Annotated in this window: 12 protein-coding genes; 2 read left to right on the top strand and 10 right to left on the bottom strand. The window is 44.7% G+C overall.

From position 1 onward, the window contains the following. Positions 1–106: 106 nt before the first annotated feature. The 10 genes from MHB64_RS06315 to MHB64_RS06360 form a co-directional block, all read right to left on the bottom strand. On the bottom strand, positions 107–1,687 hold the full coding sequence (locus MHB64_RS06315) for an oleate hydratase (protein WP_094869919.1): 1,581 nt from the start codon (positions 1,685–1,687) through the stop codon (positions 107–109). Between the two features lie 156 nt (positions 1,688–1,843). Then, positions 1,844–2,413 carry a TetR-like C-terminal domain-containing protein gene (locus MHB64_RS06320; RefSeq protein WP_042125036.1) on the bottom strand — a complete coding sequence of 190 codons (570 nt, stop codon included), beginning with the start codon at positions 2,411–2,413 and terminating at the stop codon, positions 1,844–1,846. A gap of 20 nt (positions 2,414–2,433) precedes the next feature. Further along, positions 2,434–2,829 carry a hypothetical protein gene (locus MHB64_RS06325; protein ID WP_094876772.1) on the bottom strand — a complete coding sequence of 132 codons (396 nt, stop codon included), beginning with the start codon at positions 2,827–2,829 and terminating at the stop codon, positions 2,434–2,436. A 47-nt stretch (positions 2,830–2,876) separates the two neighbouring features. Beyond that, a complete protein-coding gene (locus MHB64_RS06330) occupies positions 2,877–3,398 on the bottom strand; it encodes a hypothetical protein (protein WP_341133971.1) in 522 nt (173 codons plus the stop codon). Between the two features lie 96 nt (positions 3,399–3,494). Then, positions 3,495–3,914, bottom strand: coding sequence for a GNAT family N-acetyltransferase (locus MHB64_RS06335; protein ID WP_094869922.1), 420 nt, complete (start codon positions 3,912–3,914; stop codon positions 3,495–3,497). Between the two features lie 103 nt (positions 3,915–4,017). After that, on the bottom strand, positions 4,018–4,998 hold the full coding sequence (locus MHB64_RS06340; protein ID WP_094869923.1) for an RluA family pseudouridine synthase: 981 nt from the start codon (positions 4,996–4,998) through the stop codon (positions 4,018–4,020). Positions 4,999–5,091: 93 nt separating this feature from the next. Continuing rightward, positions 5,092–5,280: a CLC_0170 family protein gene (locus MHB64_RS06345; RefSeq protein WP_094869924.1), complete on the bottom strand. Its 189-nt coding sequence runs from the start codon at positions 5,278–5,280 to the stop codon at positions 5,092–5,094. 24 nt (positions 5,281–5,304) lie between these two features. Then, positions 5,305–6,528: a Ger(x)C family spore germination protein gene (locus MHB64_RS06350; RefSeq protein ID WP_094869925.1), complete on the bottom strand. Its 1,224-nt coding sequence runs from the start codon at positions 6,526–6,528 to the stop codon at positions 5,305–5,307. Then, positions 6,521–7,624 carry a GerAB/ArcD/ProY family transporter gene (locus MHB64_RS06355; RefSeq protein WP_341133972.1) on the bottom strand — a complete coding sequence of 368 codons (1,104 nt, stop codon included), beginning with the start codon at positions 7,622–7,624 and terminating at the stop codon, positions 6,521–6,523. Before MHB64_RS06355 ends, MHB64_RS06350 begins: the two co-directional genes overlap by 8 nt. Next, the gene (locus tag MHB64_RS06360) at positions 7,614–9,230 is read right to left on the bottom strand and encodes a spore germination protein (RefSeq protein ID WP_341133973.1); all 1,617 of its coding nucleotides are present in this window, start codon (positions 9,228–9,230) and stop codon (positions 7,614–7,616) included. The genes MHB64_RS06355 and MHB64_RS06360 overlap by 11 nt, the downstream gene beginning before the upstream one ends. 170 nt (positions 9,231–9,400) lie before the next feature. Between MHB64_RS06360 and recQ the strand changes: the two genes are divergently transcribed. Both recQ and MHB64_RS06370 read left to right on the top strand, forming a co-directional pair. Beyond that, the gene (gene recQ, locus MHB64_RS06365) at positions 9,401–11,236 is read left to right on the top strand and encodes a DNA helicase RecQ (protein WP_341136052.1); all 1,836 of its coding nucleotides are present in this window, start codon (positions 9,401–9,403) and stop codon (positions 11,234–11,236) included. 15 nt (positions 11,237–11,251) lie between these two features. Next, the gene (locus tag MHB64_RS06370) at positions 11,252–13,159 is read left to right on the top strand and encodes a B12-binding domain-containing radical SAM protein (RefSeq protein WP_341133974.1); all 1,908 of its coding nucleotides are present in this window, start codon (positions 11,252–11,254) and stop codon (positions 13,157–13,159) included. Positions 13,160–13,242: the final 83 nt, after the last annotated feature.

Genomic DNA, 13,242 nt, shown 5'->3' on the forward strand with positions numbered 1-13,242 from the left:
TATCCATTTCTTCTTTTTTTAGTTCCGAAACGCTGCTCTGTTTTACACACTACAAAGACAAGCGCCCCCGGATAGATTCGGGAGCGCTTGTCTCTTTATGAGGTGTTTATCTAAAAGAAGTGATAAAGCTTGTGAACAACGTGCGGACATCGTACTGATGCTGATTAATTGGCTCGATAGGCCGATTAATACCAAGCAGTGTGTACACTGCAGTTCTTGCTGCTCGGATAGAGTATTCTTCGGTGAATACAACATCATCTGGAATTTCGCAATATTGTCCAACGAAGGCAAGGTTAGTGGAGCCTTCAGGAACTACTTTAGGTCGGTCACTGTTTAATCTAGGCATGAATTGTGAAGTGATATAAGGCATCATACATGGAATACAATTGGCGGTTGCCATAATCTCGTCCTTATGTTCTTCGAAATGAAGATGACCGATTAATTCTTCCATAATTTCTTCACCGGTACATTCGCTCATTTTCTTCTTCACGAAGTCGCCTACGTTGTCAGGGTACAAACCGTAACCCCAGAATACTTTTACATGGTCTGGTTGATTGCGGAAATGCGGTTGGAAAGCTAAGACAACGGACATTAACCAGCTCGAATCTTTAAAGGTAACCAATGCGCCAGTACCTGCACGATTACGAGTGAATTTCTCCATGAGATCGAAGAATTTGGAATCTTGGAAGGTCACGGTAAAGGACTCCCATTTCGAACCATCGACATGATCATCGAAGGATGATGGATTGCCAAGTCCAGGTTTTTTGGCGGCGATGTTCTCCCATAATTTCCACGAGCTTCCCTTGCCGTTGAGACGTGGGGCAGAGGTCATGGAACCTAGGCTGGAGCCTTCGGTCATAGAGCCGTTCGTGACGATTACGATATCGTCTTCATTTATGTTAATAACGTCGGCTACACCTTGGCGTAGGACGTTCATTTGGGTGACGGTAATGCCATCTCCATCTTTGAACTGCAGGTCGGTTACTGTACATTTCAGTGTAAAGTCTACGTCGAAGCCTTCAAGATATTTGTGCATAGGTAAGATGATAGAATCATACTGGTTATATGGAGTGCGGGTTACGCCTTCCAGGGTTTGAATTCTTGGAAACTCATGAACGAAGCGAATCATATATCGTTTAAGCTCTACAGCGCTATGCCAAGGTTGGAAGGCGAAAGTAGTAGCCCACATATACCAGAAGTTCGTAGTGAAAAAGTGTGGACCAAACCAGTCGTTAATCCGGGCTTTTCCCATTTTTTCTTCTGGTGTAATAATCAATTTACCCATCGCAAGCCGGTCAGCCATATCAAAGCCCATGGATAATACATCTTCCACCTCACCGTTGCGGTTTACGAGTCTAGCGTTAGCATGTGTTGGATTGGCGGTATCGAATTCTATAATCTCTTCTCTAACGGATTTCTCTGGATGGTCGAGGGAGGGAATCGACATGAGTAAATCCCATGTATTCTCATAGGTCTCATCGTTGAGCATCCGGCCACCGCGAATGACATAACCGTGCTCAGCGTCACCTGCGCCGTCGTTGCTGCCACCGAGAATCTTCATCTCTTCAATAATGTGAATGTTCTGTCCCGGAAAGTCACAGTCTCTGACCAGGTAAGCCGCGCCCGCTAAGGATGCAATTCCGCCACCGACAAAATAAACCTGTTTATTACCGTACTCTTTTTTCACAATGGTCGCCTCCAAGTTGTTGTTGAAATAATCACACTCTTAATGTAAATCAACTCCAATTTCGAAGGTATAATCAATCCTTTTAGAGTGTATGGTTTTTAGTCATTACGGTCCATATGTCTAGTTTTTAGACAAAAAAACCGTTGAACCCAAAGGTTACAACGGCTTATTCTCATATTTGTGCAAAGCTTTTAGAAAATTCCCCTCAATAAGTACACTCAGCTTCTCGATAATGTGATCAGGATGCTCTTTCATACCATCTCTCATCCACTGAATGACGAGGCCTGTGAACGCCAGTGTATAAAAGTTAGCAATAAAATGCTTATCTTCGTGGCTAACTTCCATCCCGGCGGACAGTTCGTTTATGACACCCATAATGAGATCGTTCGTCACTTCGTATAGATACGCATCCAGATGATTTCTGCCCAGTGAGTTCAAGGTGTTGCAGCAAAAGGTTTTATTTCGTTCGATATAGCAGAAAATTCTATAAAAACCGTCCGTCCACGTACTGTAGCTACGATACTGGGCGATGCTCTCTACAGCCTCGGTCTTATAGATCCAACCCAGTAAATCAAATATATCCTGAAAATGATAATAGAAGGTTTGTCTATTTAGTCCGCAATGGTCCACGAGCTGTTTGACTGTAATTTTATTGAGCGATGTATGTTCCATTAGTTCTTTTAAGGAATGAGACAATGCATTTTTGGTGAGAAAAGAATTGGACAACGTTCTATCATCTCCTCCATTCAAGCTTTTGGCCACTGCTTAACCAGTAGACGAATGCCTTCTGCCAACAAACCAAGTGCAAATCCGCCACATGTAAAAAAGAAAAAAGCTAGGAATCCCGCGAGATCCTCCCAACCGGACATCTCTCTATAGGTGTAGCTTAGCATAAGTACCGAACCGATAAGTATTCCTGTTGTAGTGATGAACCAGAGTAATCGAGCGCCGAGCCACCCTAAAGCATTGACGATACCAGATACGACAACAGAAAAAAGTGCGAAGCGAAGTAAGAGTGTGACATCCCAAGCGTGAGCCATCATTACAAATCTGTGCACTATGAAGAGCATCCATAGAACAACACCATAAACAGCCATCCAGATCAACCAGCGATTACTTTTGGCAGCAGGCAGGAATTTCATTTCTTGCTCACCTCTTTATCCAAAGTAAAAACGGTGTGCAGCAGGAATTATACGGAGAAAGATTCCAGCTCTTCTACACTTTGCAGAAGATGATTCAGCAGGTTCGGAATGTCGTCCATTTGCTCCTCAGTGATTTGTCTTTTGAATCGCAGCTCAATGCAGTTATTGTAGGTTTCGCCTTCTTGACCATAAATGAAGCTTAATGACTGTACAGGCTGGAATTCAGGCCCCCAGATGGCTTTGAGAATACTCTCGATTGCCTGACATTCAGTGGGGATATCTTCAATTTCCATATAAAAACGTAACGAAAGATTGCAGCCGGGATCCATGTTAGGCACTTCCAATATTTCATCGCTAAGATCTTTCACAGAGGAAGTTAGGAAGACTTCGGCGGTTACGCTTCTGCCAGCAGTTAATTGGAAGGAGAGGCTGAACTCTCTGGACATCAAAGCCATATTGAGAAGGTCGGAACGATCCGTAACTACCAAAATTCCGTCCAGGTTATCATAGTCATAGATGTGGTTCTCAAAAGCAATTTTAATATTATCGAAAACAGTAGGATGGAACAATAATGGCACCTTCTTTGTTTATTAGTATTGTAACATGATCTAAATAGAAGTGAAAAAGATGCCCAAGGACCATATGGACCGGGCATCTTTTGTGTGTTACTCCATAACCTTGAACATACCCGTCATGCCGGGGGCGTGATTCTGAAAGCCGTATCGCTCATAAAAGGTATCATTGCCGTGTGATGCAAATAGTCCTACGAAAGCCCCTGTAAAACAATGAGATCGAATATAGCGTAGTAGCTGCTCAATAATGACATTACCAATGCCTTGGGCCTGAAATTGGGGAAGCACGGCTACGTCCTGAATATAGAAATACATATGACCATCGCCGACGATCCGCCCCATACCGATAACCTTGTCTTCCTGTACAACGACCATCCCATACACCGAATGAGCCAGAGAGGCTGCGGTCATTGCTGTATTCACGTTCCCCCAACCGACAGCTTCCCATAAGGAGGCATGTTCCTCAGTCGTGGGCATACGCTCAATACATTCATAATGATGTGCTGTTGTCATGGCTAATCACCCATTCTTTGTTAAGTTATTGTAGCGATTGTAGTGTAGTAAGCTCCACCGTAATCAGCCCCCTTAGGATGAATGGGTATTCTCTGTGAACTTGTTAGTTCGCAGGTTCAGGTGCGGTATATTTCAGGAATGTCTTCGGAATAGGACTTTCGAAGGTCATTAACACTCCTGTAGTAGGATGAATAAAAGAAAGTACACGAGCATGCAGACCGAGACGGCCCACCGTTTTGGTCTCTGCACCATACTTCTTGTCTCCTGCGATTGGATGCCCGATATCTGCCATATGAACACGAATCTGATTTTTGCGTCCAGTTTCAAGCTTTACCTCAAGCAACGAGAAGTGGCGGTTCGCCTGAATGAGCTTATAATGTGTGATTGCATGTAGACCATCGCCTTCATGTGGACTGGAGTACATTTTCAGGGTAGAGGTTTCTTTTAGCCAAGAGCTCACTGTACCTTCAGGTCTTTTGACGGCGCCTTCGACTAGTGCGACGTAAGAACGTTCTTTAACCGTATCCTTCCACGTAGTTTGCAGGGCTTGCTGGATCCGTTCGCTTTTGGCAAACATCATCACTCCAGAAGTATCGCGATCCAAGCGGTGTACAACAAAGATACGGTTCTTAGGATTGCTGGTGCGGACATGCTCCATAAGCTGGCGGTAAGCTGTCAATTCATTTTCTTCCGCAGTGGCAATGGATAGCAGTCCAGCATCCTTCTGAATAATGATTAGATCATCGTCCTCATGCACAATGGTAAGTCCGATCATTTCTGCTGTTTGTACAGGCTTCTCTTGATCTATCGTCACAGTTTGACCCGAGTGTAATTGGAAATTATGTTGTGTGACGACCTTGCCGTTCACAGATACTTGTCCGCGCGAAAGGATGGATTTAATCGCATTTCGTCCACGACCTGTGATGTGGGTGAGTAAGAAAGGCAACAGCTCAGAAGGTTCATTTACAGTAAAAGACTTAGGTGCTGCAGGTGCTTTAGCTTTATGATTAAGCTTGCCATTTGGCTTGCTGTGGGAACGAGTACCTCTTTTGGCTGTTTCTTTAGAATTTTTTCTTGAGTTCATGACTGCATTCTCCGTCCTTTAATATTGTACTCCTCAATATACCATGGGCGGTTAAGAAATACTATGTGAAGGGCAGCAAGAAACGCATTCGATTTATAGATAGAATAGCTGAGCTAGTCCAATAAGCAGGAATAAGCTGAGATATATCCAACCTATCACTTTAGCGAATTTCTTTTCCCGGTGCATAGCATTGACCGCATATATTTTAGTATCCACAGTAAGCAACAGAACACCGGAGATCAGCATCGCAACAATTACAAAGGTTAGCTGGTGATAGATCATAGCAGAGCCTCCTATAAATATCATTTATTCTTCTTTCAGGCCTACTCTGTCGATGTGCGTTTTCAATTTGATTTCTATACTGAGATTGGAATACTGCTGCTCCCAGTCATGCTTGTCACGAACATGGGCTTTCCAGTAGGAGGGAGCATATGCACGAATATATTCACCCATGCCAAAAACATCAGAGTGCGCTTGCTGCGTTTCTTGGATGAGCTGGTTGAAGATACTTAGTACTCTCTTTTGAAAGATATCTTCAATCTTTTCTAGAGAACGGCTGGTATCGACATGGATATCATTGCGTAAATGCTCATCTAGAGCCGCCTCTAAAGAGATGTTATAGATGATATGAGGTTTACCTTCTTTGAATTGAACTTTCACTCTCGTGAAACGGTCGTTGATCTTGAGCATTACTGGACCGAACTCCTCAGCATTGAAAAGATCAGAGTATCCCCCGGGATTAATGCCCTTCATGGCCATATATGCGCCAATCTCAATAGGAGTCGTGGAACCCACCATTAATCCACCGCTAAAGTAAGCTAAGCCTTTAATCATGATATTGTCCTCTTGATGCAAAGAGACGTAGGGCAGATAACCACTTTCCCCCCATTTGGATTCATCTGACCAGAATGCGCCGATATAATTGGCGGGGAATTTTCCTGATGTTACTGCTTTTTCCATGGTGGAGAGGATGTAAAGGGTCGGCACTCTCTGCAGCGGAGGATTAATATCCATAAATTTAGCAGCTTCGCCCTCGGATACTAGCAGCCAGGTTCGGCGACGAACTTCTGGATTACGCCGCAAATAATCATTTAAGTCATCCATGCTTTTTCTTGCAATATCCTCACTAATAACAATTACTCGTAAATGAATCAGATAACGTGGATCGGAAATTTGCTGCTGTAAATTGTTCATGGCGTCATCTAATGTGTATCCATATACTTCTACGACCCATACTGGATTTTGATTTCCACCCCCGCCTTCACCCCCACTGCCTGGTCCGAGTGGAACTCTTCCCGGAACCGCAATTTGGGCAGTTACACGGATTTTGGGCAGGTTAATATTTGCGCTCTTCAGATGAGTGGTTTGATCATCATTTGTTTTGCTGTCTGGAGGGACGGAATCAATGGACAGCCCTAGCACCAATGCACGATCTTCAATTTCGAGCTGGTCCCAGCAACCTGCGAGCAATCCAGACAGGAGTGAGAGAATAAACATAAGAACTACACGCTTGTAAATTTTTTTACTCATGAGAAATGGCTCCTTTATGCCGGATTAGAGAGACTAACCATAATAAAAGAGGATAGAAGGTCAAAAAAACCAAACCGATAATCGCTGTAACGCTGGCAAATGTATTGACCTGAAATATGTTTCTCGGAAAAAGTGAAAAAATAAAGATAAGCGGAAATAAGAAATTGGAGATCAGGCGGTGATCCTTGTGTCGCAGTACTTGTTGCAGAGAGTATGCGGCTAGATAGTAGTTCGTAAAGATGGTAGTGAAGATAGAAATCACCCAAATGATTATAAAAAGAGCATCAAACCGTTCTAATAATCCTGCACCGATGGATATGGAGCGAGCTGCTTCTAGGGTTGGATAGGAAAGTATTTTGGATTCTTGAGCTCCAAACATGCCTAAACTGACCCAAACGATCATTACATAAATGAATCCAATGAAACAAAGTGCAAAAATGCCTGCTTTAAGGGCTTGTTGAGGTTTTTTCATTAGAGGAACTAATAGTGTTAGGACAAATGTGCCCTGATAAAGGGCGGCAGACGTAATCGTTCCTTTGGAAAAGCTTGAAAAGGTGGTGTAATTTCCGGTGAGGGGAAGTAAGTTCAGAACATCAACATTTTTCATAGCTACCAATGTAATTGCGATAACAGATAATAGAATAAAAGGTAAATAAAAAACATGTACATAAGTAAATTTTACAACATTTCTACGGATTGATAAGGCAACCAGTAGGAGCATTAAGAGAATTACTGCTTCTATAGGCGTCTTTTTAAAGACAACCGCAACACATACTTCACCGAATTGGCGCATGGTGATCCCGGCAGAGAAAGCAAAGAGCAAAGTGATAAGAATGGAGAATATATCCGCGAGCCAAGTTCCGAGAAGGCGGCGGCTGAATACGAATAACGTTTCGTTCGGGAATTTTCGGCAGACAGCCGCTGTAAACCAGCAACCCAAAAAAGCAATAGGTACGCCAGAAGCAGTTACGAGTGGTGCACCACTGTCTCCGGCTTCAGCCATATAACGAGGAATACTTAAGATTCCTATTCCTATAATCGTACTGATGATTACAGCCATGACTTGGATTGTTGATATGGGGCGGTTACGATTCATCAGCTTCACTTTTCTCCTTAAAAATCAGATCGGTATGCATTTTGGGGATATCCTTGGCAAGAAGGTCAGGATCAGGTGTATTGAGAAAGCTTGGGCGACTTCGCATCCACCATAAAGGTGCCCGAACGATACTATCCTTAAGATCCTTCCATATCGTAGGCACAAAGGGTGTCATGTAGGGAACACCAAAGGATTCCAGGAATAATAAGTGGTTAACAATAACAATCGTACCAAGCATTACTCCGTACAGACCAAAACAGCCTGCCAATATGATCAATGGAAATCTAAGCATTCTTGAAGAGATAGCGGCATTGTAAGCGGGTGTGGCAAAAGACCCTATGGTCGTTATAGCGACAACAACTACGGTAGTTGGACTCGCCAGACCTGCTGCTACGGCTGCCTGACCAATGACAAGCACACCTACAATAGAAAGTGCCCCGCCAATCATTTGCGGTAAGCGAATGGTTGCTTCACGCAGCACCTCCATGAAGACCTCCATAATCAGAACTTCCAATACGGCCGGAAAGGGCACGCCAGCTCTTGCACCTGTTATCGCTACCGCGAACTCCGTCGGTAGTAGCTCAGGATTGAAAGAGATAATGGACACATATAAGGATGGAAAGAAAAGGGAGAATAATAAGGCAATCAGGCGGATCATTCGTAGGAGGCTTCCTACGATAAAACGTTCCGTGTAGTCATCTGTCGTCTGAAAGAATTGATTGAAAAGTGCCGGGACGATGAGGCAGAAAGGTGAGCCGTCTACAAGGATGATGACTCGTCCTTCTAATAAAGAGGCTATAGATTTATCCGGGCGTTCGGTTGGCTGAACCTGCGGAAATGGGGACAAGGGATGATCTTCTATGAATTGCTCGATATATCCCGAATCAAGGATGCCATCTACATTTATAGCTGACAATCTCTTCATCACCTTTTGAACCAGTCCTGGATCAGCTATTCCTTCGATATAACAAACAGCTACTTTTGAGCGTGTCCGTACGCCAAGAGGAGCAGTTACAACACGAAAATCCGGCGTTTGCAGTCGGTAGCGAAGCAAGGAGAGATTGGATTGTAAATTCTCGATAAACCCATCACGCGAACCGCGTATGACTTGTTCAGTTTGAGGCTGCTCAATGCTACGATGCTCAATTTTACGCAGATTGAAATACAGGGCCTGATCCATTCCATCTACGATTAGAACTACATTTCCCTCCAACAGGATGGAGGCTAAAGCATTTAGATCCTTAGTTCGGTTCCCTTGTGTTACTTGTACCGTCATACTCCAAATGTAATCAGGTAGATCCTTAAGATCTTCTGGAATTTCTGAGGGGTCGGAGGAAACATTCATTAATGGTTTTAAAACATAGTTCTGAATTTGATTCTGATCCACCACAGAAGAAAAAAAGATAATAGCCGCATCATGTCTACCATACACTTTGAAGTTACGGACTATAAGATCGCTGTATTCTCCAAAGACTTGTCGAATGAAGCTTATATTGCTCTCCAGGCTGGAATCCAGTGGCTTTATTGGACGATTGTCCTGGGCAGAGGACTCTTTGCGTGCAGGCTTTTGTTTAAAAGAGGTATATTTTTGTTTCCAATTTTGCACGGTCGCTCCACCTTTCTATGAAATCACGCTTATTAAAGCTTGGCTTAAAAGAAGACCTTTTATGTAAATATTTCAAAAGATGATCAGGGTGGCGATAGTTAAGGAGTGTTGCTCAATACACTTTTGACCGCTAAACTAAAGATAGAAACGCTTAAGGGGTTATGAGAGATATGATGATGCAAGCACCTACTATGGAACAGGCGCAGGCTGAGCTGCAAAAATATTATGGATATCCAGATTTTCGGGATGGTCAGAAGAAGATTGTTCAGAACTTGCTGGAAGGTCGCGACACGCTGGGGATTCTTCCTACGGGAGGTGGGAAATCGATTTGCTACCAAGTTCCCGCACTGCTGCTTCCTGGGTTGACTTTGGTGATCTCACCATTGATCTCGCTGATGAAGGACCAGGTCGATGCGTTAACCACGGCGGGTATTCCGGCTGCCTTTATTAATAGCACGTTAAGCGGGAAAGAAGTAAATGAGCGGATTCGTGCTGCCCGACGCGGTGATTTGAAGCTGCTTTATGTCGCGCCCGAAAGGTTAGAGCTGGACTGGTTCCGACTGGAGATGGCTGAGCTGGCGATTTCCTGCGTGGCTGTGGATGAGGCACACTGTGTATCTCAGTGGGGGCATGATTTCCGCACAAGCTATTTGTCGGTGTCGCCATTTGTGAATGAGCTGCCAGAACGGCCAATCTTGGCTGCATTTACAGCGACGGCAACACCGGAGGTTATGGAGGACATGGTTCGGCTGCTGCGTCTGCGCGAGCCGGGTATTTTCATGACTGGACTCGGAAGAGATAATCTAGCGATGTCTGTGTTACGTGGGGAGAATAAGCGGGAATTCGTTATGGATTACACAGCGACACATTCTCATCAGCCGGGTATTGTATATGCGGCTACACGCAAAGAAGTGGATGATCTATATCAAAGGCTGCAGGCTTCAGGAATAGCGGCAGGCCGCTATCATGCAGGTATGAATGATCAGGAGCGGGCAGATAGCCAGGAAGGCTTCCTATATGACGATATCCGGGTCATGGTGGCCACAAATGCTTTTGGGATGGGGATTGATAAATCCAATGTCCGGTATGTCATTCATTATAATATGCCGAAGAATATGGAAGCTTATGTTCAGGAAGCGGGTCGTGCGGGTCGTGACGGTGAGCCTAGTGAGTGTATCCTGCTCTTTAGTGCGCAGGATATTATGACACAGAAGTTCCTGATCGAGCAGAATCCGCAGGATACGGACCGTAAAGCTAACGAATATCGCAAGCTTCAGCAAATGATTGATTATTGTTATACTACCCGCTGCTTGCGCAGTGCCCAACTAGATTACTTCGGTGAGGCGCATGAAGACAAGTTATGCGGCATTTGCAGCTCATGTACAGATGAACGAGAGCTTATAGATATGACCGTAGATGCGCAAAAGATATTCTCTTGCATCCACCGTATGCGGGAACGTTATGGAGTAGCATTAGTGGCTTCTGTGCTGAAAGGCTCTCGCAATCAGAAAGTGATGCAATATGGTTTTGATAAGCTGCCGACCCATGGGGCATTGTCGAGCCGGACAGAGAAGGAAATCTCGGAGAGCATTAATGTGCTGATCTCAGAGGGATATCTGGTCTTGTCGGAAGGACAGTATCCAGTAGTACGGCTACAGCCTTTAGCTGCTGAGGTACTGCGCGGACAACGTGAGGTCACGCAGCGGGTGGCACGTCCATCACGAGTAGGCGCGGCATCCGGCACGCGAGTTCGTAGTCGTGGGCATGACCTGTCACCTTCGGCGGTCAATGAGACCGTCTTTGAGCAGCTTCGTCTGATCCGGAGAGAGTTGGCGGGACGTGAGCATGTGCCCTCATATATCATTTTTAATGATGCTACGCTGCGTGAGATGAGTGTGGTTTGCCCGCAGACCGAAGCGGAAATGCTGAGAGTGAAGGGTGTAGGGGAAGTGAAATACCGGAAGTACGGTAAAGCATTCCTAGAGTTTTTTCAAAATGAAATGTAGAGAAGGTCGTGTAGCATGAAAATCATCCTAACCACATTAAACGCCAAATATATCCATACCTCACTGGCAATTCGTTTGCTTAAAGCCTACAGTGAGCATGAATTTAATGATATTCATTTAGTGGAGTACACCATCAAAGATCCCGTGATGAATATCGTGTCCGACTTGTTTCAGAAACGGCCAGATGTGATTGGCTTCTCTTGTTATATCTGGAATATCGAGGAGACACTCAAGCTGATCGGAATTCTTAAGCAAGTGATGCCCGAGGTTACGATTGTTCTCGGAGGTCCGGAAGTTTCTTATGAGCCGCTGCATTGGATGAAGAGAGAAGCTGGCATTGATTTTATCGTCAACGGAGATGGAGAAGAGACCTTCCATCATCTGCTGCAGGAGTTGAGAGATGACCGGAAATTTCATTTTGTGTACGGAGCTGCTTATCGTAAGGGAGAGGAGATCATTGTAAATCCACCTCGTCCCAAAAGCGATCTAAATACGCTGCCTACACCGCATCGTTTTCCAGAGGATATTCCAGATTTGAGCAAACGTATTGTTTATTTTGAGACAAGTCGTGGGTGCCCGTTTAACTGTCAATTTTGTTTATCCAGTATTGAGGTTGGCGTACGTTACTATGATATTGAACGAGTGAAGTCTGATTTACTCTATTTAATTGAAAATGGTGCCAAAATCATCAAGTTCCTGGACCGCACCTTCAACATCAACCGCAACTATGCAATGGAGATGTTTCAATTCCTGATCGATAATCATCAAGGCTGTGTGTTCCAGTTTGAAATCACAGCAGATATTATGCGGCCAGAAGTTCTGGATTTCCTGTCGAATAATGCGCCACCGGGCATCTTTAGGTTCGAGATTGGTGTACAGTCTACGAACGATGAGACGAACGAGCTCGTTAAACGTCGCCAGAATTTCAAGAAGCTGTCTCGTACGGTAATGAAGATCAAGGAAAGTCGCAATATCGATCAGCATCTAGATTTGATCGCGGGGCTTCCTATGGAGGATTACACCACCTTCCGCAAAACGTTTAATGATGTATTCGTTATGGAGCCAGAAGAGCTGCAGCTTGGTTTCCTTAAAATGCTTCGCGGGACGGGTCTGCGTGCACAGGCGGCAAAATATGAGTATACGTATATGGAACATGCCCCTTACGAAATCCTTAGCAGTCATATGATGACCTTCTCGGATATTATCCGCTTGAAGCGGCTTGAGGATGTGCTGGAGAAATACTGGAACAGCCACCGGATGGACCATACAGCCAAATATTTGATCCGTCATGTGTTTGATTCGCCATTCGATTTCTTCCAGGAGTTCGGTGACTATTGGGAGGAGAGAGGCTGGCAAAAGATTGGGCATCAGCTGGAAGATCTCTTTATCCGTTTGCAGTCCTTCTTGATTGATCGTGGGACACCGTCTATGGATATCATTACGGGGCTAATGAAGCTTGATTATTTCCTAGGACACAAGTATAAGCCTCGCAAAATATGGTGGGATTTCGTGCTGGATAAGTCGGATTGGTCGAGCTACTTGAAGAATATCGCAGCTAATCCGGGTCAAATCTCTGCACAGTTGGCAGAAGCCGGACTTAGTGAGAGAGAACTGCAAAAGTACACGGTGCTTGAAGTGCTGCCGTTCTCGCTTGAAGCGGTGCTCGAATCCATCAGCGGTCTACGGGCGGATGGGGGTTCAGAGGAAGAGGAAGAGGACAATGCTGTCGATGGGGCTGTACCTTCTCCTGAGTCATTAATACTGGGAGTTACAGAGGGTAGTTTAGAAGAGTCTGTCCAAACCACAAGCTCTGCTGTAGCCGTAGCTGAACCAACTTCCGTTCGCGATGGTCGCACGCTGCTAATTGTAATGTATCAGCAGAACGAGAGCCAACGCGCTCAGTATTATACGTTACCTTTGTAATAGTTCCATATAGATCGCTCCCTTGGGGCGGTCTATTTTTGTTTTATATGCAAGGTTTACCTGCTAAATTTAGTGTTATTGGG

The organism is Paenibacillus sp. FSL K6-2859, assembly GCF_038008265.1.
GTDB classification, from domain to species: Bacteria; Bacillota; Bacilli; order Paenibacillales; family Paenibacillaceae; genus Paenibacillus_AQ; species Paenibacillus_AQ nitricinens.

What these genes read in the sequence shown, in the direction of transcription:
- MHB64_RS06350 (WP_094869925.1), bottom strand. Translation starts at nt 6,528, where the DNA reads ATGAGTAAAAAAATTTACAAGCGTGTAGTTCTTATGTTTATTCTCTCA.
- MHB64_RS06340 (WP_094869923.1), bottom strand. Translation starts at nt 4,998, where the DNA reads ATGAACTCAAGAAAAAATTCTAAAGAAACAGCCAAAAGAGGTACTCGT.
- MHB64_RS06325 (WP_094876772.1), bottom strand. Translation starts at nt 2,829, where the DNA reads ATGAAATTCCTGCCTGCTGCCAAAAGTAATCGCTGGTTGATCTGGATG.
- recQ (WP_341136052.1), top strand. Translation starts at nt 9,401, where the DNA reads ATGATGATGCAAGCACCTACTATGGAACAGGCGCAGGCTGAGCTGCAA.
- MHB64_RS06370 (WP_341133974.1), top strand. Translation starts at nt 11,252, where the DNA reads ATGAAAATCATCCTAACCACATTAAACGCCAAATATATCCATACCTCA.
- MHB64_RS06335 (WP_094869922.1), bottom strand. Translation starts at nt 3,914, where the DNA reads ATGACAACAGCACATCATTATGAATGTATTGAGCGTATGCCCACGACT.
- MHB64_RS06355 (WP_341133972.1), bottom strand. Translation starts at nt 7,624, where the DNA reads ATGAATCGTAACCGCCCCATATCAACAATCCAAGTCATGGCTGTAATC.
- MHB64_RS06345 (WP_094869924.1), bottom strand. Translation starts at nt 5,280, where the DNA reads ATGATCTATCACCAGCTAACCTTTGTAATTGTTGCGATGCTGATCTCC.